We start from the raw sequence: 22,908 nt of genomic DNA, 5'->3' as shown, positions 1-22,908 counted from the left end.
GTTCACCCGCACCGCGCCGGTCGGCCGCGCCGGGACTCCTCGTTCCCGTCCCGGCCCTCCCGTGAATGTCCAGGTAGGACACTCACCGACATGCTGGCCACCGGTGGTTCTTTCGACGCGTGCGAACCCGTGCCACGTGCTGTGGCACAAGGCTGCACGGCCGAAGCGTCACTCATCGTCCGCTGTGGCGCGGCGACCGCTTGCGGTTCGGCCGAGGAGGCTGTGGCGACCGCCTCCGGCGAGGCCGCCGCTTCCGGTGCCGATGAGTACTCCTCCTGGCGCGATGGAATGCCCACCGTCGTCGTCACGATCACGATGTCCGGCTCACCGGCGCCGACGCTCTCGATCACCTTGGCGACCGCGTCGGGTGCCTTGGTGACGGAGTCGAACGCCGCCCCGGCCAGTACCGCGAGCGGCACGAGAAGAGCACCCGCGAGTCCCCTCCTCGTACAGGCACCGCACCTGGAGCGCACCTCCTTCTTAGGTCGCGCCAATCGATGTTTGCCCGCTGCCTTCCGGCGCGACATGCCGACTCCTTCACCACGTGACTCACCGCGCGTTGATCGACGCACAACTTTTGATGACCTTGGTGAGCGAACCCCTTACGCGAGTTGACCGGAGTTCACCGAAGCGGGGGAATTTCGGCGGACAGGCATAAGCGAGCCGCAAAGCCGGTGTCTACCAACGTCGTTGCGGCGTGTGGCCGCAGTAGGAGGAGACCAGTCGTGATCAGTACCATCCCGGCTCGTGTGTTGCGCGTTGCCGTGATCAGCTCCGCGTCGTCGCTGGAGCGAGGCGTCGCTCCGATCATCCGGGAAAGCCGGGAGCTGACGTGGATCGGCTCGGCCGCCGACAGCGACGCCGTGATCCACCTGTGCCAGACGGACGAACCCGACGTGTTGCTGCTCGACTCGGCGAGCGACCCGCGGTGGGACCTGTCGTTGTTGCTGACGTCGATGTTCCCCGACCTGGTGATCGTGGCGCTGTTGCGCAGGAACAGCCGCAACTCCGTGGCCGCGGCCTGGGCCCGGCTGCACGGAGTCCGCGGCCTCGTCGGCCTCAACGCGGACGGCGAGGCGCTGCTCACCACGATCCGCACGACTGTCGAGATCGGACAGTACACGCACCCGGACGCCATCCGCTCCAGCTGACGCACAATGCGTCACTCGGTCCTGTGGCGGTGAGCGGCGAGCACGAGGAAGACTCCCGCGAGGAGCAACGCAAAACCGACGCCGCAGAGCGACCTGATGTCAACACCGGTCCTGGCGAGTTCGTCGACGGGAAGCGGCGCGCAGGCCTCGGTGGTCAGCGCGGTCCCGTTGACGGTCACGGTCGCCTCGTCCCGCAGACCGCGGTCGTCCTCTCCCGCATCCGGTGCGCAGTTCGGCGCGTCGCCGTCCGTCACATCGGGCACGACGCGCGCGGTGACGACGTAGCTGTGGCCGAGGCCCGGCGCGAGATGCACACCGCGAGCGATCCAGGAGTCGGAGCGGCCGTTCCAGCCGGGGTTCGTGGGAGCCACATCAGGACTCATCCGCACCACCAGGCTGGTCACCTCCGTCTCGTTCCTGAGGTGCAGCCGATCATCCAGGTCGTAGGTGATGTCCGCGGCGCCGCCGTTCACAACAGTGATCCGGTAGTCCACGACGACCTCGCCGTCGGACCCGGCCTTCGGTGAGCCGGGCAGCAACTCCTTGGTGATCGTCACTCCGGGGAACGCGGCACACGCATCGGCCGACTTCGTGACGCCGTCGACCACCACTGCCGCAGTGTTCAGCGCACCGGTGCCCTCCTCGTCGGGGTCGAGCACGCAGTCGAAGGACTCGGCGCGCGCGTTCGCTGGAGGCGCCACGACGACCTTCACGGCGTAGACGTGCCGTTCTCCCGCCGCCACGGGAACATCGGTGCGCACGACGGGCTGGAGAGCGCCGTTCCAGTCCGGCGCACCGTCGATCACGGCAGAGCGGACCGCGGTGCCCACGCCGTACCTCAGTGTGTCGTGGAGGCTGTAGGTGGCGGATGCCACGCCGTCGTTGGCGACGGTGATCCGGTAACTGATCTCCTGGTAGCCGTCGCCGAGCGGAGTGGTGCGGACGACGTCCTGCGCCACCGAGACGCCGGCGAGCGAACCACACGCGACCGCCTGCTCCGTGACACCGTTGGTGAATATCGTCGCGACGTTGCGGAGACCGGTTGTGGTCTCCTCCGGATCCACGACGCAGTCCGCCGCCTTGCCGGTGGCCTCCGATGTCACCACGACTGTGACGCGATACACCTGAGTGTCACCACCGTCGATCCGCGCATCTGAAACCAGGCCGCCCGCACCGTGCCACCCGCTGTCCGGGGCCGGAGCGTCGCCTATCGCGCTCACCGCGACCTTCTCCACTTCGACGCCCGACCCGAACCTGAGGTCGTCGGTCAGGTCGTAGTGGCCCGCTCCGGCACCGAGGTTGGTCACGGCGATCTCGTACACCGCGGTGTGAGAACCGTCCTCGCGCGACGTGAGCCCCGTCATCGTGTGATTGATCGACAAGACGGGAGCCTCAGCACACGCAAAAGCCGTGCGAGGCAGGCCGAGGCCCGTCGCGATGGCGCGGCCGCCGAACCCGGATCCGGCCTCCCCGTCATCGATCAGGCAGTCCGTCGTGGTGCTCGTCGCGTACACGACGTTGACCACGTACACAACCGTCAGCAGGTAGGTGTCACGCTCCCCTGCGCCGATGGCGACCCCGTTCGCGATCTTCTGCTCATCGGTGCCGTTCCAGCCGGGACTCGCCGGCGTGACCGCCGAGACGACACTGATGCCCTTGCCGGGAAGGAGTTCCTCGGTCAGGTCGTAGGTCGTCGGCTCGGCACCGGAGTTCCGCACGTCGATCTGGTAGGTGACGGTGAACGTGGCGTCGCCGTTCGCCCTCGGCGAGCCGGGCAGCACCGCTTCCGTGATCGAGAGATGTGCGAGGGCGGCACACGCGGTGGCTCCCTTCACGACACCGTTGCTCGTCACCCTGGCGGTGTTCCGCGCACCGGTTCCGCTCTCGCCCGAGTCGAGGGAGCAGTCCAGCGCCCCGGGAGCGGGGTCGTCCGGTGGGGCAACGACCACGGTCACCGTGTAGGCGTGGCTCGCGTTGCCTTCAATGGTCACGTTCTCCGCGAGAAGAGCGTCGTTCGTGCCGTCCCATCCCGTACCCGGCCCCGCGGCGGGTGGGGTCACGACCTCCGCGCCGACCACCTCCACGCCGGCGCCGTACTCCAGGGAGTCCGCCAGGTCGTAGTGGCCGGCACTCCAGCCGTCGTTCGTCACGACGATCTCGTACGTGATCGTGTAGGTGCCGTCGCTGTTCGGCACGGTGGCGGTCACGCCCTTGGCGACGGAGATCGCCGGTGGCGCGGTGCACGCGACGGCCTGCTGCGCACGGCCGTCGTGCGACAGGGTGGCGATGGCGCGGAAGCCAGTGCCCGTCTCACCGGAGTCGAGGCCGCAGTTCGCGGCCGCACCAGTCGTGACGTCCGGATCGGGAGTGATCACCACGGCGATGCGGTAGACGTGCGTGACGCCGCCACCGATCGCGACCGCGCTCACGAGCGCGGTGTCCGCCCCTCCGTCCCACCAGGGCTTGACCGGCAGTGAACCCGGAGTGGTGTTCACCACCGCGGCGGACTCGACCGCGACACCCTTGCCGAACCACAGCCGGCCGGCGAGATCATAGACGGCCTCTCCCTCACCGCGGTTGCCGACGGTGATGTCATAGGCCTGGGTGAAGGTGCCGTCCTCACCGGGAACCGGAGTGCCGGCGGCCTGCATGCCGACGACGAGGTTCTGCTGCTCGGCACACCCGTCCACCTGCCGAGACGGACCGTTGGCGGTCAGCGTCGCGATGCCGGAGAAATCGGTCGCGTTCTCGCCTTCCGTCATCGTGCAGTCCATCGCCGCGACCCCGGCTTCCGGTTCCACCGTCGCGCCCGCGGTCGCGGAGTAGGTGTCCCGCCGGCTGTCCACATCGGACGCGAAGACAGCGGCAGCCCCTTCACCCCAGCCGGAATCCGTGACCACGGACCGTGCGGACGCCGACACCATCGACAGACCAGCTCTGTGGCTCAACGCGTCACCGACGGGCGCCGGCGGCTCCGGCAGCGCCACTTTGCCGAAGGCGGGCAAGGGAATCGGCTCGCAGGTGGTGGCACTGCTGGTTCCGCCGGTGCTGGTCACGGTGGCCGTGCTGTGGAAACCGGTGCCGGGCTCTCCCCAATCCAGTGAACAGTCGGCGGCGGCGCTCGTCACGATCGCACTCGGCGTCGCGACCGCGGTGAGCCGGTAGGTGTGGCTCGCACCCGGAGCGATGTTCACACCGGTCACCACCGACGTCTCGCCAACACCGTCCCAGCCGACGGGGACGGTCGTTCCGCTCAGGTCGAGCGCGCTCGTCGCGTTCACCGCGACCCCCGCACCGAACCGGAGCGTGTCGCTGAGGTCGTAGGTGGACGGAGCCGAGCCACCGCCGGTGACCACGACGTCGTAGACGAGTGTGAAGGAGCCGTCCGGGTTCAGCGTCCTGGCCAACACCTTCTTGTTCACCGACACGGTGCTGGACAGCAACTCCACCTCGCACGCGGCGCAGGTCAGTGCCACACCGGGAGGTCCCGTCGCGGTGCTGCGGAGTGCCCCGTCGCCGGTGTCCGGACGGGTCACGGCGACCGGATAGGTCACCGACGCGGTCTGGCCGACGTCCAGCGGACCGGTCCACGTCAGCACCGGCGAGTCGTAGTCGACGGCGCCCGCGGACGCCGTCACCTCGTCTGCGGCGAGCTTCGCATCGTCGAGGACGCCGGTGAGGTCGTTGGCGAAGCTCGCCGGATCGCTCGCGGTGAAAGGAACCTGACCGTCGTTGGTCACCGTGACCGTGTAGAGGACGGTGCCTCCCGGCTCGAACTCGGCCCGGTCCGCAGTGGTCACGATCTTCAGGCTCGGCACGTGCACGACGGTCGTGCAGGCAGGATTCGCCGACGCCGCGGCGCAGTCGGCGCCAGGAGTGTCCGACCTGACGGCGCCGACAAGCCTTCTGTCGCCGAGGTCCGACCGGTTCACCCGCACCGAGTACGTGATCACCGCCGTTTCTCCCGGCGCCAGCGGACCCGACCACGACACCACCGGCGAGACGAAGGACACCGTGCCGGAGCTCGCCACCGGCACGCCCTCCATCTTCGCGTCGTCGAGAACTCCGGAGAGGTCGTCTGTCAGCTTGACCGGACCGGTGAGGGTGTGGACGTGGTCGCCCACGTGCTCAGCCGTGATCGTGTACGTGACGACGTCATCCTGCTGCGCGGCCGACCTGCTCGCCGTCTTGGCGATCCGGATGTCCCGGCCCGGCACCCGGACCGTGTGCGTGACCAGGATCGGGACGTACGTCCACTCCTCGATCGCGCGCAGGTCGCCCCACCCTCCGTGGACGCCGTCGTTGGCGTTGGCACCGGCCACGCTGCCACACGTGCCCAGGCCCCAGCCGTGCACACCACCCGCGCTGCCGATGCCGGTGCGTCCGTCGGTGATCGGAGCGGCACCGCAGCGTTCGCGGTCGGGATTCGGGAAGGCGGTGTCGTTCCACTGCAGGGTCGTCCTGCCGAAGGCGGGACCGTTGAGCCGGTGCACGTCGATGCCACCGCCGCGCAACTCGGCGTCGGTGTTGACGAAGTGGATCTCGGCGACCCTGTCCACCACGACCTCGAACGAGAAGGACTGTCCGGCGGGAATGCGAGCGCCGGCGCCGTCGAGCCCGTCGAACGGCACCACGACGGCGCCGGCGGCCGCGGTGACCGGGAGCGTGCGGTCGGTGGGGTCGGTGTGATCACCGTCGTCGTTGACGTCGACGTGCACCGTGAGCGGACCGCTGTAGCCGCTCAGGTCGAACGCGAGGGTGCCCGCACGTGTCCCCGGCGCCGAAGGTGTGAACGTGCCACCTGTGATCACCGCAGGGGCGGGTTCCGGTTGCCTGATCCAGTCCGTGGTGCCGTTCCAGCGCGTGGCGGCCGGGGGGAGATCCGGTGAGGGAGACTCGAAGAAGAGCTTGAACACACCGCCGCACGCACCTCGCGCCGGCCGCGGCGTGGCACTGCTCTGGTAGGCGGACGTGCAGGTGCCGTCCTGCACGATGCCGAAGCTGTCGGCCTCGAACGTCGAGTCGATGCCGTGGTAGCCGCGATAGGTCGCGCGGTAGGTGTAGCCGAACTCGCTCTGGTACCAGAAGGAGAGGTCCACCGGCGGTGACGACGGGTCCTGGTTCATCGCGAACCGCTCGGACCACACGCGGCCCGGTAGGCCGGTGACGCCGTTCCGCACGGTGACGTCCCAGCCGTAGCTGTCCCTCCCGCAGATTCCGGTGGAGGGACAGGCCGACACGGTCACCTCCACCGCCCAGATACCGGCTACCGGGGCGGTCAGACCGGACCACGTGCACGCGGTGCCCTCGGGATCGCTGTCGGAGATCGTGCAGCTGACGTCGGCTCCCGAAGGCCGTCGCACCGCGACGACGAGATCTTCCGCGAGGCTGCCGGCGAGGTCGTCGTCCTTGACGAACGACACGTCGAGTTTCTCGTCGGGCTTGAGGTAGGCGAAGAACGTCTGTGGCGATCGGAGACGTGTGCCGGCGGGGCCGATCGGCTTTTCCGACTGCTGGGCCGAGAGGGCGAGCGACGGGCTGAGTGCGGTGCCGAGAAGCAGGGCTACGGCACAGACTCCAGCCAGCCGCGTCCAACGGGACATCAGTACTTCCTCCAGTGATCACACATCGGTTCTTCTGAATTCAGACCCCTGGGAGAAAAGGGATTACGCGCAAAAACCCGATCTCACGAATTCGTGTGAAAAAGGGCTCATGACCTGGTCTGATGAGGCGAGAATGCCCCATGTGATGGCGAACCCTGCGGAGTTGACGGGCACGTTCGTGGTGGCGGTGGGGGAACGGCAACGCACCCCTTTCCTGGTCTTCTACAGCGATGAACGCGACTACGAGCTGCGCCTCGACCTGAGCACGCACTGGCGGGTGCGGTTCGACGGCACGGAGGCGTGTGCCTTCCTCGGTGAGGACTACCGATGGCGTCTCGGCGTGTCCGGCCGGGACAGGCGTGTTCGGCCGCACCACCTGGAAGTGCTGTCACGGCTGAGCGGAATGACCGTGGACGAAGCACGCAAGGACAGCGACCATGCGTTGCGGATCGCTTTCTCCGACAACCGCACGCGCAAGGCCCACCTCACCGTCACGGACGAACGGCGGTGGGTGGCGGACGAGCCGTGGCACCTGGTCCGTTGCCTCGATTCGTCGGTGGAGGTCGCGTGGCGGCTGTGCGCACTCGACACCGCCGTGCCGACTGGACGTCACGCCGCGCGATGACCCGACTCGGGCAGCTGATGACGATGTTCGGCACCAGCGCCGCTCAGTTCGCCTGCAACGCGGGCGCCGCCCTCATCGCAACTCGCGTGCTGGGCCCGGACGAGCGCGGGATCATGGTGCTCGGCGTGACGATCGGCAGCCTCTGTGCGTTGATTGGCGGATTCGGTATCGGGTCCGCGTTCCGCCGGCAGCTCTGCCTCCCGGACAGCGACCGGCCGGCACTGGTTTCCGCGTTCGCGCGGTGTTCCGCGGTCGGAGCGCTGTCAGCGGCGCTGCTGGGTGTGGCGAGCACCGCCGCCTCAGCCCCGATCATCGACAGCGCGCTGGCCAGACCGCTGTTTCTGCTCGCGGTCGGGTGCTACACCGCTTCCCAGATGGTCGTCGGCCAGATCGTCGACGCGTGGTTCGCCGACGGCCTGCTCCGCCGCGGAGGGGTGGCGGCGGCGGTGACGAGCGCGGGCGGACTCGCCGGTGTGCTGCTGGCCTCGGGCGCGGGCAGCGCCGCGTCGCTCCTGCTCGCTCAGGCAGGCGGAGTCGGCGTGGTGGTGGTGGCCGAGACCGCGGCGCTGCGCCGTGGTGGGTTGCTGAACTGGTCGCCGATCTCCGGCGGCGCCATCAGCGGGTTGCTGCGCCTCGGTGCGCCGACGCTCGGACTGTCCATGGGGCTCGTGGTCGTGCTGCGCGCGGATCGGTACGCCATCGGGCTCACGGCGGGCACCGCAGCGGTGGGCGTCTACTCGCTCGCGGCCACGCTCGGCGAGATCCCCCGGATGCTCTCGGCCGCGCTCGGTCAGATGTGCCTGCGGGACATCTCCATGGGCCGGGGAGCGCCCAACCTGGTCAGAACGACCTTGCTCGCGGTGGCGACGACCGCCGCCGCCGGCCTGCTCGTGGTGTTCGCGGCGTGGCTGCTCGTGGTTCCGCTCTTCGGGCAGGCGTTCGGCGACGCCCGTGAGCTGCTGGTGATCCTCGTGGCCGCGGAGGTGTGCTTCGCGCCGTTCGTCGTCGCGAGCCGTGGCCTGATCGGTGGCGGGTGGACCACGGCGGCAGGCGTCCTCGGCGCAGCGGGCGCGGCCGGCGCGATCGGTGTCTACGGTGTCACCGGTTCACTGGGCGGTGCAGTCGGCGTCGCGGTGGGATCGGCCGTCCTGTACGCCGGACTGTCCACTGTGGCGTGGACATTGCTGCGGAAGCGGGTTTCAGTGTCTGGTCTTGAGCAGCTGCGCGGCCGGTGATCCGACGACCACCGTCCCCGGCAGCACATCGCGCGTCACCACGGCGCCCGCGCCGACGCAGGCTCCCGCGCCGACGACGCGGCCCTGCAGCACGACCGCGCCCGATCCCACCGTGACCCCGGTCTCGAGCCGCACGTTCCCGGCAACGTTGGCTCCTGGCAGCACGGTCACGTAGTCCTCGAGCTCGGTGTCGTGCCCCACCGTGGCGTTGTAGTGGACCTGGCAGTGGACGCCGATCCTGGCGCCGCTCGAGATCGTCGTGTTGGCGTGCACGACGAGACCCTCTCCCGTGATGGTGGTCGGACCGATCACCGCGCTCGGGTGGACCAGCTTGCCGGCTCGCAGAGTGAGCCCGTCGAGCAGCCTGGACACCTTCACGCGGGCGTCCGTGTCCGCGATCGCGACGACGTACAGCGCCCTCGCGGCGGTGTCCTCCGGCAGGCACACGACATGTCCTCGCACCAGCTGACCGGCCACGGCGTCGTCCACGAACGCAGTGACCTCCTGACCCAGAGCGACGCAGATGTCCAGCGCCTCCCTGCCCGCACCACCGGCGCCGGCGATGTAGAACTCCGTCATCCCGCTTCCTCCGTTTCGGGAAACCTGGGGTTGACCCCGCCGGCTCCGGTGATCCCGTGCGGACGCAGCAGCTGTCCGACGGTGCGCAGGATGATCACCAGGTCGAGCCGCCGGCTTCGGTTCTCCAGGTACCACAGGTCGAGTTCGATGCGTTCGGGCCAGCTCAGGGCGTTCCGCCCGGACACCTGAGCCCATCCGGTGAGGCCTGGCCGGACCGAGAGCCGTTCTCGCTGGCGCGGACTGTAGTGGCGAACCTGGTCCGGCAGCGTCGGCCGCGGGCCGATCAGGCTCATCTCACCGCGCAGAACGTTCACCAGCTGTGGCAGTTCGTCCAGGCTCGTGCGGCGCAACACGGCGCCCAGCCTGGTCTCACGCTCCCGATCAGGCTGCCCTGACCATCGCGGTGGTCGCATGGTGCGGAACTTGACGATGGAGAACTCCGCGCCGTGCAATCCACTGCGCCGTTGGCGGAACAGGACGGGCGAGCCCATTCGCCAGCGGACCAGCACGGCCACCACGGCGAGCACCGGCCCGAGCACCGCGAGCCCGGCCGCCGCGATCACGATGTCCACCATCCGCCGGATCATGCCGTCACCACCCGGAGAACCTTGGTGAGCGCGGCGGCGGTGTCCTCCATGTCCGCCTTGGACAACGTCGGGTGGACGAGCAGCATCATCGAAGTGCGGCCGAGACGCGCGGCGACGGGCAGTTGCTCCGGTGTGCCCGGCACCGCGGCGAACGCCCGTTCACGATAGATCTCGCTGCATCCGCCGTGCAGGCAAGGAACGCCTTCCGCGCGAACGGCGTCGACCACGAGGTCCCTGGTCCAGCCGGGGATCAGCCGTTCGGGCCGCAGATGGAGGACGAACTTGTAGTACGCGTGCTCCACCCTGGCGGGCGGCAGGGAGATGTCGACGGCCGGCTCGGCGGCCAGCGCTTCCAGCAGGACCGCGGCGTTGGCCCTTCGTTGTGCCAGCCAGCCGTCGAGACGACGGAGGTGGTTGCGTCCGATCGCCGCCTGTACCTCCGTCATGCGGGCGTTGGTGCCGAAACTGTCGTGCAGCCAACGGAAACCGGGCGGGTGCGGGGAATGCACGGCCGTCCAGCTCTTGCCGTGATCCTTCATCTCCCAGCAGCGGCGCCACAGCGTCTCGTCGGACGTGGTGACCGCGCCGCCCTCACCCGCCGTGGTGAGGATCTTGTCCTGGCAGAAGGACCAGGCGGCGATGTCTCCGATGGCACCGACCGACCGTCCGCTGTGGACAGCCCCGTGCGCCTGGGCGCAGTCCTCCACCACACGCAGGCCGTGTTTGCGCGCGAGTTCCAGAACGGGGTCGATGTCGGCTGGATGCCCGGCGAGGTGGACCACGATGATCGCCCTCGTGCGGCCCGTGATCGCCTCCGCGACCGTGCTCGCGGTGAGGCACCCGCTGGCAGGGTCCACGTCGACGATCACGGGGCACGCCCCGGTCGCGACCACCGCGCTCGCGGTCGCGATGAACGTGGCCGCGGGAACGACGACCTCGTCTCCGCGACCGAGACCAAGGGCCCGCAGCGCCAGTTCCAGCGCGACAGTACCGTTGGAGACGGCGACCGCGTAGTCCGTCCCGACGGCGGCGGCGAACTCGGTCTCGAATGCTCTGCCGTGCACGCCGGTCCAGTAGTTGACCCGACCGGAGGCCAGCACCGTCACCGCTGTTTCCAGGTCCTCGTCGTCGAAGTACGGCCACGGGGGCATCGGGGTCGTGCGCACCGGCACGCCGCCGTGGACAGCCAGCTCGCTCATCGCAGCCTCACCCTGGTGAGGGCGACGAGCAACAACCCGATCCCGATCTGCACCGGGACCGGCGCGAAGCTGTTGCGCACCTGGATCATCAATGGCAGCAGTACCACGCCGATCACCGCGTCGGACCGCTTCTCGAGCCGCGCCAGCAAGACACCGAGCGCCGCCATGAAGAGCACCACGCCGAGCGTGCCGAAGTTGTGGAACGCCTCAGCCACAGGAGAACCTCCGATCTGTCCTGCCCGGTTCGCGATCTCGACGTTGAACAATCTGTCGTCGTAGGTGGGTGAGCCTCCGTGCCAGCCGAGGAAGGACTCGAGAAATCGCACCGGTACGGCGACGAAGGTCGCTCCGGCCCGCACGGGCTCGTCCCAGCCGAGCACGACCACCACGGGACGCAGCGAGAAGCCCATCTCGGCGATGGCGTCCAGCGGTGCGGTCAGCCACCACGACGGCGACAGCACTCCACCGATCCGGGTCTGCCGGACCACATCGGCGAGCAAGAGCACACCGGCAGCCGCCAGAGCGGTCCACAGCGGACGGATGCGGTGCCGCCTCGCCTCGATCACGGCCATGGCCATCAACGGGAAGAGCACCTCTCCCCGAGTCCCGAGCGGAAGCGCGATCACCGCGTACAGCACGAATCCGGCCCAGCCGGCGACCCGCGCGCGCCCGCCCGCCGACACCGCCAGCAACGCACCCGTCCCGGAGCAAAGGGTGCCGAACGCGAGCAGGGTGTCTGTCCCGTTCGCCTCCACGTAAGCGTTGTAGCCACCCCAGAGAAGGTCGATCCCACCGGCGCGCACCAGAGCGACGGCGAAGATCCCGGTCCCGGCCAGCTGAACGGCCAACCCGAGCGGCCCCGTCACGGCACCGCCGCGACTCGCGGCCGCCGGTGGCGCGCCGCGACCGGCCAGCCCGGCAGCCACGGTGTACCCGACCATGCCCAGCACGGCCAGTGACACGGCTTGCGGCGTGTGCGCGTCCTCGAGCCATCGCGCGTCCTCGGAAACCGAGTCACCACGAACCGCGACGCTCAGCAACAGCCCGCCGTGGAAAAGGCCGAACAACACCAGGTAGGTCGCCGCGGGACGGTAGATGCCCTGCGGATGCCCGCGTACGAGCACGGCGAGGCACAGCGACCACGATGCCCAGAAGGTCACAGCCGCCGGCACCACGCCGCTGGACGGCACCCGCCACCCCACGGCCGCCACCACCGCCGCCGCTGCCACCAAAGCGATTCGAGCCGGCAGCTCACGAGGGATCGCGCCGTCCCGCAGGACGGGCAGTTCGCCCGGCTCCACCCCGGATCGCCCACGGCGCCCGTGCGTCTTTGCCGCCTCATCGGCACGCCGACGCCACCCGGTGCCACCTCCTGCGAGGAGGCTGAGCGGCACGTCACCGGCTGGCCTGCGCGGACCGCTCATCGCGACGCGGTCCACACCGTCCGCCACCACTGGTCGTCCGGTGACAAGGCGAACTCCGAATCGCGGATCCGTTCGGCGATCAACGCCCGCTCGGACTCCGAGGTGCTCGCCAGAGCGAGCGCCGTGGACGCCCATCTGCCCGGCCCCACGCTCAACGGCAGCAGGTGCAGACCGCGCAGCCTGGCCGCGAGCTCCTGGAGACCGGGCAGGTCGGTCGCGAGGACCGGCACCCCCGAGGCCAGCGCCTCGAGGACCACGCTGGGCAGACCCTCACGACGTGACGGCAGGAGCAGCACGTCGATCGTGGCGAGCACGTCCTCCGGACGCTCTGTGTGCCCCAGCAGGTGAACTGACGGATCCGCCGCGACGCGCGGTGCGACGGAGGCGAGGTCCTCGACACCGCCTGGTCCTGCGATGGTCAAGCGCACGTCGGGAGACCTGCGACGGGCCTCGTCGTACACCTCCATCAGGAACGCGCGGTTCTTCTCCGCGGACGCACGGCCGATGTGTCCCATGACCGGCGAGGCATCCGGCTCTCGGACCCGGCGGACGAGCCTGAAGCGGTCGACGTCGACCTGGTTCGGCACGACGCGGTACCGGCGGTCGTGCGGAGGCGGATCAGCGAACGCCAGCGCTGCCTTGGTCACGCCGATCACGTCGGTGGCGGAGTTGCAGATCATCTCCCGCAACAGAGCTCGTTGGAGCCTGCGCACCGGGGTGTCGCGCCGCCCGTCGCCCTCGCTGCGGATGCGTGCGATCCGTACGGGCACGCGCGCGGCCGACGCCGCGGCCAGCACAAGGCCGCTGACGAGGCTCACGTGTGACTCCACCACGTCAGGCCTCAGGCTGCACAGCAAGTTCCACAGCCGCAACGGAAAGGTCATCTTGGGTTTGAGGGGACAGCGGTAGATGTCGGCTCCGGCAGCGCGGAACTGCGAGGCGAGCAGACCCTCGTGCGGCCCGAGGGTCACGAAGGTCTGCTTGACGCGGGAAGCCGGGATCGAGCGGCAGTGCCTCAACGCGATGGTCTCCACGCCGCCGCGATCCAGCGTCCCGAGGACGTGCACCACCTTCACCGGATCCTGCGTCATGTGGTCTTCCTTTCGGGCAACGCGGCGGGAATGTGCGACAACCACGCCGAGAAGCGTTCGTCCAGCAACGTCGTCTCGTACGTGCGGGCGAGTTCGAGGTTGCGACGTGACTGCTGCTCCCACTCACGTGGGTCGGTGAGCAGCCGGCCGATGACGCGGGCGAGCGCCCCGTCGTCGTCAGCGTCGACCAGGCAACCTCGTTCCAGCAGCTCCGGGATGCCACCCACCGAGGTGCCCACGGCGGGCAGCGCTCGGGCCATCGCCTCGATCAGCGCGCGTGGCAGCCCTTCCGCACGGGACGGCATCGCGAACAGGTCCGCGGAGTCCAGCAGCACGGTCATCAGCCGGCGGTCGTACACCGGTCCGATGAAGGAGACCCGGTCAGCGATCCCCAGTGACTCGGCCACGGCCACCAGCTCGTCGTGCCGCCTGCCACCGCCCACCAGCACGGCGTGCACGTCGAACCTCGACTCCACCAGCCTGTGCAACGCTCGCAGCAGGACGTCGTGGCCCTTGTAGAGCTGTTCGTGGGTACCGACGGCGATGACGCAGAACGGACCCGGCAGCCACTTGCGTGGTTTGTCGAGCAGCATGCCCTCGGCCATGCGCACGTCCGACAGGGCGATGGTGAACCGTCCAGGGGTAGCGGGATAGCGCCGCTGCAACACGAAATTGGTCACGTACAGCACCGCTGACGCACCACCTACGACCCACCCCGTCAGCCGGGCCGCGGCACTCGCCACCACTCTGCCCGCGGGGCCGAACGTCCCTGCGGCGAGCACGTCGAACGCGTCACCGATTACTTCGACGGAATACTTGCGGCGCAGCAACCTGCACACGACGGCGGCGACGAACCCGATCGCGCCGGGCTGTTGCAGCACGATCACCTCGGCATCGGCGACCGCACGGGCGATCGCCGAAACGAGCCGGGGCAGTGCGCGCAGCAACCCCGCCGGACCGCGGTAGTCCGGCAACGGCCGCAGCGCCTCTCCCCCGCCGGCCTCCGGTTCAGTCGTCCTGGCGACCACGCACAACCGGTCGCCCAGGTCCAGATATCTGGCGAAGCCGCCCGGTGCCTCGGTTCCGCTCCCGAATCTCATCTCGGTGAAAAGGCTGATGACACGGTCACCGGGTGCACGGGCCACCGGAATCTCCGCAGCGTTCTCGACCACATCGGCCACGGCGGCCGCAGCCCGCGTGCTGTCGAAGAAACGCACGACCCGATCGCGCACGGCATCGGACCGTTCCGCCAACCGTCCGGTTCTGTACTCGGCGTAAGCCTCGTTCAGCGCGGCGAACAGCGCGTCGGGATCGTCCTTCGGCACGATCCAGCACGCGTCGCGGTTGACCGCCTCCGGCAGCGCACCGGCGTCGCTCACCACGCTGGGCACACCCATGGCGCCGGCCTCCAGTGCCGCGCCGTGGTTGTCGGACAAGGACGGCGACACGCTGAGGTCCGCGGCCGCGTAGTACTGCCGCACGTCCTCGACGCTGTCCAACCACGTCACGGACGGGTCCTCGGCGATCCGGAACCTCGCGATCAGCTGCCGGCGGTACTGGGCACCCGCCTCGTCGAACCCGCCGCCGACCAGCACGAGGCGGCTGTCCGGGTGATCGGCGTTGAACCTCTGCCAGGCCTCAAGAAGAACGTCGTGCCCCTTGATGCCTCGTCCTTTGTGGATGAAGCGTTTCGGCGCGTACACCAGTGCGACCATGATGACGACGAAAGCCTCGTCCGCACCGGCCCTCGCACGCGCTTCCACGCGCTCTGCGGGGCTCGCCGGCCGGAACAGCCGGGTGTCGACACCGTAGGGAACGACCGGTGTCCGCGTGGGTGGCCGCCCGAGCTCGCGGTAAAGCCGCGCGGTGAAACGGCTTCCGCAGATGGTCACGGTGTCCAGGTGTGAGGCGATCCGCTCCACCAGCCGGATCAACCGTGACTCCAGGTAGAGGGGACCGGCGACCATGTGCACCCGCGTGGCCCTGGTCGCGAGGCTGGTGAGCCGGACCGCGAGCGCCGAGGCGAGCAGGTGGTAGTGCAACACGTCCGGATCCAGACGCCGCAGCACCCCGCGCAGCCTCAACAGGCCGGCGAGCGTGTGGAACGACAGCCGGAAGCTGAAGTCGAACGGGCTGTCCACAACGGACACACCCCGGCCGGCGAGCTCTCGGCGCAACCGGCCCTCACCAGGCGGCAGCACCGCGACGACGTCGTGCCCGCGCGCGAGCAACGCGTCGACGTGTGGTGTCGTCCACAGGCACCCGCGGTTGGTCTTCAGCACGAGTACGACCCGCAACCGGCGGGCGGGTACATCAGCCTTCGTGGTCACAGGTACTCCACATGCGCCGCAGTGAGCCGGTGCCGGGTGTCGAGCACGCAGTCCGCCGCCCGCTCGACGAGCGGGTAGTCGACATCGTCGTGGTCGGCGAGCAGGACGACGATGTCCGCGAGCCGCAACGCGTCCTCCGACAGTTCGATGGGTTTCACGCCGGGCGGACAACGATGGGGCTCCACAAGGGGATCCACCACCTCGACCCGTGCACCGAGCGACATGAGCAGTTCGACGATGCACAGCGCGGGTGACCCGCGGACGTCGCCGGTGTTGGCCTTGTACGCGAGCCCCAGCAGCATGACCACGCTGTCGGCCAAACCCTTGCCACGCCGGGCCAGGATCGCGCCGATCCGTTTCACGACGTGATGAGGCATCATGTCGTTGATTTCGTTGGCCAGCTCGACGAAGCGGAACGGGCGATGCAGCTCTCTGCGCACCCGCCAGGACAGATAGGTCGGGTCGACAGGCAGACAATGCCCTCCGACACCGGGTCCCGGCGTGAAACGCATGTACCCGAACGGCTTCGTCGACGCGGCGTCGATCACCTTCCACACGTCGACACCCAGCTGACGCGCGAAGAGAGTGATCTCGTTGATCAGTGCGATGTTGACGTGCCGGAAGGTGTTCTCCAGCAGTTTGGTGAACTCGGCCTCCTTCGTCGACGACACCGCCACCGTCGTGCTGACCAACCGTGAGTACAACGCCTCGACGGCGCGCAGCGAGGACCGGTTGACACCGGAGATCACCTTGGGTGTGTTGGTCAGAGTCCAGGTGGTGTTACCGGGGTCGATGCGTTCTGGGCTGTAGCCGACCGCGAAGTCCACGCCGGCGACGAGTGCGCTGCCCTGCTCCAGCAGGGGTACCAGCAGCTCCTCGGTGGTGCCCGGGTACGTGGTCGACTCCAAGACCACGAGCGAGCCATGGCGGATGTGCGGTGCGATGGACGCAGCCGCCGACTCGACGAAGCTGAGATCAGGCGTTCCACCGATCAGCGGAGTGGGCACCGCGATGATCGCGGCGGTGAACCGCTCAGCGTCCACATAGGAATCCGACGGGAGGTAGCGCCCGCTCTCCAGTGCCGCGGCGAGTTCACGGTCTGACACGTCACCCACGTAGGACCGCGCTTCGCGCAACGACGAGACACGGCTGGCGTCGAGGTCGATCCCGACGACCGAGAACCCGGTCTCGACGGCCCGCATCGCGATCGGCAGACCCACGTACCCCTGCCCGATGATCACGAGCTTGTCCTGGCCACCAGCCGCGGTCATGCGGTCGACCTCGACGGCTCCGAACTGACCAGCCGCTGCATCCACTCGATGGTTCTGCACAGGGAAGCTTCCAGTGGAACTGGTCGCACCGAAGGGAAAAGCCCGCGCAGCGCACTGCTGGACGCCTGTGAGTGCGGTACGTCACCGTTGCGCGCAGGCCGGTGCACCACGTCGAGTTCGCGACCCAGCAACGCGGACAGCTTGGTGATCAGCTCGTTGAGGCTGGTTCGCGTGCCGAAGGCGAGGTTGACCGGGTGCGCACAGCTGACGGCGCGCGTGACGCAGTCGGCCAGCACTTCCACGACCGACTCGACGAATGTGAAGTCCCGGCTCTGCTGCCCGTCACCGAACACGACGAGCGGTTCTCGTCGCAGTGCTGCCCACACGAACGACGGAACGACGGCGGCGTAGGCGTGCGCGGGCCGCTGAAGCGGTCCGAACACGTTGAAGAAGCGGAACACCGTGCACGGCAGGTCGAAGCAGTGCTGGAACGACAGGGCGTACGACTCCGCAGCGAGCTTGCCGGAGGCGTACGGGCTCATCGGCAGGCATGCCATCTCCTCGGACTTCGGCAACAGGGGGTTGCTTCCGTACACGGAGCTGGACGAGGCGACGACGACGTGCGCACCGGAGGTCCTGGCGGCCTGCAGCACCTCCAGTGTGCCCGTCACGTTCACGTCGTGACTGCGCCGCGGGTCCAGCAACGACCGCGGCACGGACGGAACCGCGGCGAGGTGTACCACCGAGTCCGCACTCCGGCACGCGTCCGTCACGGCCTGACGGTCGAGCACTGACTTCACACGCAGCTCGACGTCGAGCCCGTCGAGGTTGCTCTGCTCGCTGGTGCTGAGGTCGTCCAGCACGATCACGTGTGCTCCCCTGCGCACGAGCTCGCGGCAGAGGTTGGCGCCGATGAACCCCGCACCACCTGTGACGACGATCTTCACAACGTCACGCTCGCGTCGCTGTGGGCGTTGCGCGGTACCGGGACGGTTCCGGTCGCGCATTCCGTCATCACCTCGATCTCGCCGTAGTCCACGGCGAGCGAGAGCAGATATGCCGGATCGAGGGGAGGCACGACGACCTGTGAAATGGACGGGTGCGACGGGCGCTGGTCGAGCTCGCCGGGCCCGAACAGTTCCTCGTGCAGCTTCTCGCCTTCGCGCAGTCCGGTGTAGACGATCGGCGCGGATCTGCCGGAGACTTCCATCAGCTGGCGGGCGACGTCGGCGATCCGCAGCTGCTCGCCCATGTCGAGCAGCAGGGCCTCACCGGAGCGGCCGATCGAAGCCGCCTGGAGCACGAGCTGCACCGCTTCCGCAATGGTCATGAAGAAGCGGCTCACCTCGGGATGCGTGACCGTGATCGGACGGCCCTGCGCCAGCTGCTCGGTGAAGGTGCTGAGCACCGAACCGCGGCTGCCGAAGACGTTGCCGAACCGCACGGACAGGTACTTGCCGTCGGAACGCGTCGCGGCGTCTGCCGTGAGGCGCTCACCGACGCGCTTGGAGCTGCCGAGCGCACTCGTCGGGTTCGCTGCCTTGTCCGTGGAGATGTTGACGAACGTGCTCACACCCGCCGCCAGTGAGGCCTCGAGCACGTAATACGTCCCGAGCACGTTCGTCTTCCACGCTTCGAGCGGGTACTGCTCGAGGGCGGTGAGGTGCTTGAGCGCCGCGGCGTGGAAGACGACGTCGGGCTGACAGCGGGCAAACGCGATCCGCACGGCCTCGGAGTCCCGGATGTCCGCCAGCACGACGTCCGGCGAGTCGAGCGATGCCTCGCCGTAGATCGACAACCGAACGGCGTGCAGCGCCGACTCGTCGCGATCGAGCATGAACAACTGCGCGGGCCCGAACCGGTGAATCTGGCGGCACAGCTCCGATCCGACGGACCCACCCGCGCCGGTGACGAGGATTCGCTTGCCCGCGAGGTGCTCACCCGCCGTATCGGCACAGGCGTGGACCTGCTGCCTGCCGAGCAGTTCGGTGAGGTCGAGTTCACGGAGATCCGCGACATCGACCTGCGAGCCGAGCAGCTCGTTCAGCGACGGCAACACCTGAAGACCGAGACCCGCCTGATGCGCGATCTCGGACATCTCCTGCAGCACAGCGGGATCGGGATCGCGCAGCGCGACGACGATCAGCGTCGCGCCCGTGCGTGAGGCGACTGCCACCACGTCCTTCCTGGTACCACTCACCGGAACGCCGCGGAGGCGGAGCGACTGCTTCGCCGGGTCGTCGTCGACGAGCGCGACGGGGAAGTAACCGCCCATCGGGTCACTCAGCATCGACCGGACCAGCTGCTCCCCCGTGACACCAGCTCCCAGGATGACCACGCGCCGGGCGCAGGCCAGTTCGGGTGGCGCCCAGCGCTCGTGAGCCCGCCGGAGCACGCAACGGCCTGACCAAGCCAGGAACAACGCGACGAACGCGGACGTCAGCGGTACCGATCGGGGCACGGGCGGAGTCGCCCAGCACAGGTCGACGATCGCGGCGAACACGCCGGTGATGACGGCGGCCCATGCCAGCCGCACCGCCTCCTCGAGACTGCCCACCGGGTAACGCCCGCTGTAGAGGCGCGCCGCCAGCGCGACCACGGCAGCAATGGCGAGAACTATCGGCGCGAACTGAGCAAATTGCGCCCCCTCGACGTCCGCTGCTTCCAACCAGTATCGGAACCAGGTCACCGCCGCCATTGCGACAATCCACGCGGTGGCATCGATTCCCCACAGCAGAAGCCGAAATCCCCAACCGGTCGAGGGCACTGGATCACACCTCATTCCCACCTTCGCACACCAACACTTGGTCTGGTCAGACCGGCAAGGCAGGGGCCCATTACTCGCGACCACCCAGAAGTGTTGCCCACTTGCGCTGCCTGAAACTCTTGGCACAATTCACCATTCGTTCCGGCAAATACCGATCAGACCTTGAAGGGAACCCGTGTCTCTGCGCGGCTATCTCCTGCTGGTCCGCGAACGCTGGCGGATCGTCACAGCGGGTCTCACACTCGGCGCTGGCGTCGCGGTGGCGGCCACGTGGGCAGTCGTGCCCGTCTACGAGGCAGAGGTGACGCTGTTCGTCTCGGCGCAGGATGTGAACGGCGACGCCGCCCAGGCCTACCAGGGCAGCCTCATGTCGCAGCAGAAGGTGAAGTCGTACACGCGACTGGTCACCACCGGGCGCATCCTTCAGGAAGTCGAACGCCGAGGGCTCGTACCGGAGCCGGACTCGATCCGGGCCGACGTCCAGCCGGGCACGGTGCTGCTGACGATCACCGCCACCGATCCGACGCCGAGCCGAGCACAACAACTGGCCGACGCGGCCGCCGAGGCGTTCCGCGGGCTCGTCGCGGAGCTGGAGAAACCGACCAGCGGTGCTCAGCCCGCCGTCGCGGTGAAGGTGGTCGAACCCGCCCGCCTGCCACGCACTCCCGTGTCTCCCCGTCCGGTGAGCAACGGCGTCCTCGGTGTCCTGCTCGGGCTCGCCGCCGGCGTCGGTGCGGCGCTGGTGCGCAACGCGCTCGACACGTCGATCCGGTCGGTGGAGACGCTCCAGGACCTGGTGGCCGCACCGTCGCTGGGCACCGTCGCCTTCGATCCCGGCGCGGCAGCCCGTCCGGTGATCACGTACCCGAGCGCCTCGTCGGCACGTGCGGAGTCGCTGCGGCGGATACGGACCAACCTCCAGTTCATCGATGTCGACCACCCTGCCCGGACCGTCGTCATCACGAGCTCCATGCCCTGCGAGGGCAAGTCGACGCTGACCTGCGATCTCGCCGTCACCCTCGCCGAGGCCGGCAGGACGGTGGTGGTGGTCGACGCGGACTTCCGCGCGTCCCGCATCGCCGACTACCTGGGTCTGGAGTCCGCCGTCGGCCTGACCAGCGTGCTGATCGGCCACGCGTCGCTCGAGGAGGCACTGCAGCCGTGCGGCCGTCGCGGCATGACCGTGCTCGCGAGCGGTCCGACCCCGCCAAATCCCAGCGAGCTGCTCGCCTCGCGGTACGTCGTGGACCTGCTCGAACTGCTGGCGGCGCGGTTCGACGTGGTGCTCGTGGACACACCGCCTCTGCTGCCCGTGACCGACGCTGCGATCCTGGCGAGCCGGTGCGATGGAGCAGTCCTGGTCGTGCGCCACGGCAAGTCCAAGAAGCATCAGGTCAAGGAATCCGTCAACGCCCTCGAAGCCGTGTCGGCACGACTGCTCGGCACGGTCACGACGATGACACCGAGGACCCGTGTCTCCGAGGCGTACCCGTACCGCCGCGCCGGCGACCCGGAGACCGCGCCTCTGCCGCGAACCCCTGCCTACCGGGACCATCGAGCATGACCATCCCCGAGCCGGCGCACCGGACGAGCGACACGCGGCTGGCAGTGGTGTCGGTGTTGACGCTGTGCCTGACGGTCAGCGGACTGTGCGCCGTCGTCACTCACGAAGGGCGAGAGATGCAACAGCTACCGTCGGTCTTCACCTCGCTCGACGCGGTGCGGCGTCCGCCCAGGTGGACGGACGGCATGACGTTTCTGCTGGCGAGCAGCGATTCCGCTCCGCACGCCGACCGCAGTCAAGTGATCATGCTCGTGCGGCTGTCGGGAGACCGCAGGGCGGCGACCGTCGTGTCGATCCCACCTGACAGCTGGGTCCCGGTTCCAGGACACGGCGTAGCCACGATGAGCTCGGTCTCCGGGCTCGGCGGCCCCTCGCTGATGGTCCACACCGTGGAGACGCTCACGGGGGTTCGGGTGGACCACTTCGCGACCTCCGATCTCACCGGTTTCAGGGCGCTGGCGCAGGTGGTCGGCGGAATCGGCCGGGTCGATCCCAGCGTCGCCGATCCTGTCGAGCGGCAGCAGGAGGCGCTGCGAGCACTGATCTGCTCGGTCATGTCGAGCGGGGTGCTGAGCAGTCCCAGCCAGGCGTTCGACTTCGCACACACGGTGAGCAGGTACGTCCAGTTCGACGACATCCTCACCATGAGCGCGCTGGAGTCGCTCGCCTTCAGCCTCAGGGAGTTGGCGCCCTCCGCCGTTACGTTCGTGACTGCGCCGATCTCGGACGGCGCGCGTGCCGGTCAGCTCTGGGAGGCGTTGCGCCAGAACCAGATCACGCGGTATCTCGAGAGCACGGCGCGATGAGGTCGAGTTTCCGCATCCTGTTCGTGTGCACCGGCAACGTCTGCCGCTCGCCCTTCGCCGAGTTGCTGACCCGGCACCTGCTCGCACAGCGGCTGCCGAGCGACCAGGTCACGCGCTTCGTCGTCGCGAGCGCGGGAACTCAGGCCATGACCGGAGCGTCGATGCACCTGCTGACCCGCGACCACCTGCCCAGATGGGGCGTGGAGCGGGTGGCCGGCGAGTCGCACATCGCCCGCAATCTCGATCGGATCACCCTGGCCTCGGCTGACCTGGTCCTGACAGCGGATCGTGAACACCGTGCGGAGGTCGTCTCCCAGCATCCGCCGCTGTTGCACTCGACCTTCTGTCTGAGGGAGTTCGCCCGCCTGCTGGCACCCGTGTCGCTGCGCCGCACCGGCAACGATCCGGTGCTGCGCGCACGGGCGGCGGTCTCGACGGCGGCATTGCGCCGAGGCCACGTCACGTGGGTCAACAAGACCGACGACATCGTGCCCGATCCGTACGGCCGGTCACGCGGGCTGCATCACCAGAGCACGGAAATAATCGGCGCCGCACTGCAGGAGGTGCTCACGGTGATGTTCGACGCTTGAACAATCCGCCCGCGTTGCACGAGCGGACTTTCCGGCGATACGCAACTACCCGATCGACGGCAGTCGGCACGCCCGTCTCTCTGAGG

Annotated in this window: 17 protein-coding genes; 6 read left to right on the top strand and 11 right to left on the bottom strand. The window is 68.8% G+C overall.

Annotation, left to right across the window (positions count from 1 at the left end):
* Window positions 1-2 precede the first annotated feature (2 nt).
* The gene (locus AOM45_RS11690) at window positions 3-419 is read right to left on the bottom strand and encodes a hypothetical protein (protein ID WP_030470073.1); all 417 of its coding nucleotides are present in this window, start codon (window positions 417-419) and stop codon (window positions 3-5) included.
* 306 nt (window positions 420-725) lie between these two features.
* Here AOM45_RS11690 and AOM45_RS11685 point away from each other — a divergent pair, with 306 nt between their 5' ends.
* A complete protein-coding gene (locus AOM45_RS11685; protein ID WP_156094085.1) occupies window positions 726-1,151 on the top strand; it encodes a response regulator in 426 nt (141 codons plus the stop codon).
* 11 nt (window positions 1,152-1,162) lie between these two features.
* Here AOM45_RS11685 and AOM45_RS11680 read toward each other — a convergent pair whose 3' ends face one another.
* Window positions 1,163-6,754: a DUF7927 domain-containing protein gene (locus AOM45_RS11680; RefSeq protein WP_030470075.1), complete on the bottom strand. Its 5,592-nt coding sequence runs from the start codon at window positions 6,752-6,754 to the stop codon at window positions 1,163-1,165.
* A gap of 133 nt (window positions 6,755-6,887) precedes the next feature.
* On the opposite strand from AOM45_RS11680, the gene AOM45_RS51720 reads away from it, so the two are divergent.
* Both AOM45_RS51720 and AOM45_RS11670 read left to right on the top strand, forming a co-directional pair.
* Window positions 6,888-7,379, top strand: a complete 492-nt coding sequence (locus AOM45_RS51720) for a hypothetical protein (RefSeq protein ID WP_162185705.1) — start codon at window positions 6,888-6,890, stop codon at window positions 7,377-7,379.
* The gene (locus AOM45_RS11670) at window positions 7,331-8,614 is read left to right on the top strand and encodes a lipopolysaccharide biosynthesis protein (protein WP_162185706.1); all 1,284 of its coding nucleotides are present in this window, start codon (window positions 7,331-7,333) and stop codon (window positions 8,612-8,614) included. Before AOM45_RS51720 ends, AOM45_RS11670 begins: the two co-directional genes overlap by 49 nt.
* On the opposite strand, the gene AOM45_RS11665 is transcribed toward AOM45_RS11670, so the two are convergent.
* Genes AOM45_RS11665 through AOM45_RS11625 form a run of 9 tightly spaced genes read right to left on the bottom strand, consistent with a single transcriptional unit; the run spans window position 8,579 to window position 19,784 of the window.
* Complete coding sequence (locus tag AOM45_RS11665) at window positions 8,579-9,193, bottom strand: NeuD/PglB/VioB family sugar acetyltransferase (protein ID WP_030470078.1); 615 nt, start codon at window positions 9,191-9,193, stop codon at window positions 8,579-8,581. The two genes, AOM45_RS11670 and AOM45_RS11665, sit on opposite strands and share 36 nt — an antisense overlap.
* Window positions 9,190-9,780: a sugar transferase gene (locus AOM45_RS11660; protein WP_030470079.1), complete on the bottom strand. Its 591-nt coding sequence runs from the start codon at window positions 9,778-9,780 to the stop codon at window positions 9,190-9,192. Before AOM45_RS11660 ends, AOM45_RS11665 begins: the two co-directional genes overlap by 4 nt.
* Window positions 9,777-10,979 carry a DegT/DnrJ/EryC1/StrS family aminotransferase gene (locus AOM45_RS11655; protein WP_030470080.1) on the bottom strand — a complete coding sequence of 401 codons (1,203 nt, stop codon included), beginning with the start codon at window positions 10,977-10,979 and terminating at the stop codon, window positions 9,777-9,779. Before AOM45_RS11655 ends, AOM45_RS11660 begins: the two co-directional genes overlap by 4 nt.
* Entirely contained in the window at window positions 10,976-12,430 is a 1,455-nt protein-coding gene (wzy, locus tag AOM45_RS11650; RefSeq protein ID WP_162185707.1) for an O-antigen polysaccharide polymerase Wzy, read from the bottom strand. The genes AOM45_RS11655 and wzy overlap by 4 nt, the downstream gene beginning before the upstream one ends.
* On the bottom strand, window positions 12,400-13,494 hold the full coding sequence (locus AOM45_RS11645) for a glycosyltransferase (protein ID WP_030470082.1): 1,095 nt from the start codon (window positions 13,492-13,494) through the stop codon (window positions 12,400-12,402). Before AOM45_RS11645 ends, wzy begins: the two co-directional genes overlap by 31 nt.
* Window positions 13,491-15,824, bottom strand: a complete 2,334-nt coding sequence (locus tag AOM45_RS48830) for a glycosyltransferase family 4 protein (RefSeq protein ID WP_063757110.1) — start codon at window positions 15,822-15,824, stop codon at window positions 13,491-13,493. Before AOM45_RS48830 ends, AOM45_RS11645 begins: the two co-directional genes overlap by 4 nt.
* On the bottom strand, window positions 15,821-17,095 hold the full coding sequence (locus AOM45_RS11635) for a nucleotide sugar dehydrogenase (RefSeq protein ID WP_030470083.1): 1,275 nt from the start codon (window positions 17,093-17,095) through the stop codon (window positions 15,821-15,823). Before AOM45_RS11635 ends, AOM45_RS48830 begins: the two co-directional genes overlap by 4 nt.
* The gene (locus tag AOM45_RS11630) at window positions 17,092-18,042 is read right to left on the bottom strand and encodes an NAD-dependent epimerase/dehydratase family protein (RefSeq protein WP_030470084.1); all 951 of its coding nucleotides are present in this window, start codon (window positions 18,040-18,042) and stop codon (window positions 17,092-17,094) included. The genes AOM45_RS11635 and AOM45_RS11630 overlap by 4 nt, the downstream gene beginning before the upstream one ends.
* Window positions 18,039-19,784, bottom strand: a complete 1,746-nt coding sequence (locus tag AOM45_RS11625) for a nucleoside-diphosphate sugar epimerase/dehydratase (protein ID WP_162185708.1) — start codon at window positions 19,782-19,784, stop codon at window positions 18,039-18,041. The genes AOM45_RS11630 and AOM45_RS11625 overlap by 4 nt, the downstream gene beginning before the upstream one ends.
* A 253-nt stretch (window positions 19,785-20,037) precedes the next feature.
* On the opposite strand from AOM45_RS11625, the gene AOM45_RS11620 reads away from it, so the two are divergent.
* Genes AOM45_RS11620 through AOM45_RS11610 form a run of 3 tightly spaced genes read left to right on the top strand, consistent with a single transcriptional unit; the run spans window position 20,038 to window position 22,822 of the window.
* Window positions 20,038-21,426, top strand: coding sequence for a tyrosine-protein kinase domain-containing protein (locus tag AOM45_RS11620; RefSeq protein ID WP_030470086.1), 1,389 nt, complete (start codon window positions 20,038-20,040; stop codon window positions 21,424-21,426).
* On the top strand, window positions 21,423-22,232 hold the full coding sequence (locus AOM45_RS11615; RefSeq protein WP_030470087.1) for an LCP family protein: 810 nt from the start codon (window positions 21,423-21,425) through the stop codon (window positions 22,230-22,232). Before AOM45_RS11620 ends, AOM45_RS11615 begins: the two co-directional genes overlap by 4 nt.
* The gene (locus AOM45_RS11610) at window positions 22,229-22,822 is read left to right on the top strand and encodes an arsenate reductase/protein-tyrosine-phosphatase family protein (RefSeq protein WP_051784100.1); all 594 of its coding nucleotides are present in this window, start codon (window positions 22,229-22,231) and stop codon (window positions 22,820-22,822) included. The genes AOM45_RS11615 and AOM45_RS11610 overlap by 4 nt, the downstream gene beginning before the upstream one ends.
* Window positions 22,823-22,908 lie beyond the last annotated feature (86 nt).

Origin of the sequence: Lentzea aerocolonigenes, assembly GCF_000974445.1 — a bacterium.
Taxonomy (GTDB): Bacteria; Actinomycetota; Actinomycetes; order Mycobacteriales; family Pseudonocardiaceae; genus Lentzea; species Lentzea aerocolonigenes.
The sequence above is the reverse complement of the archived record's forward strand: the minus strand, read 5'-3'. Positions and strand labels throughout refer to the sequence as shown.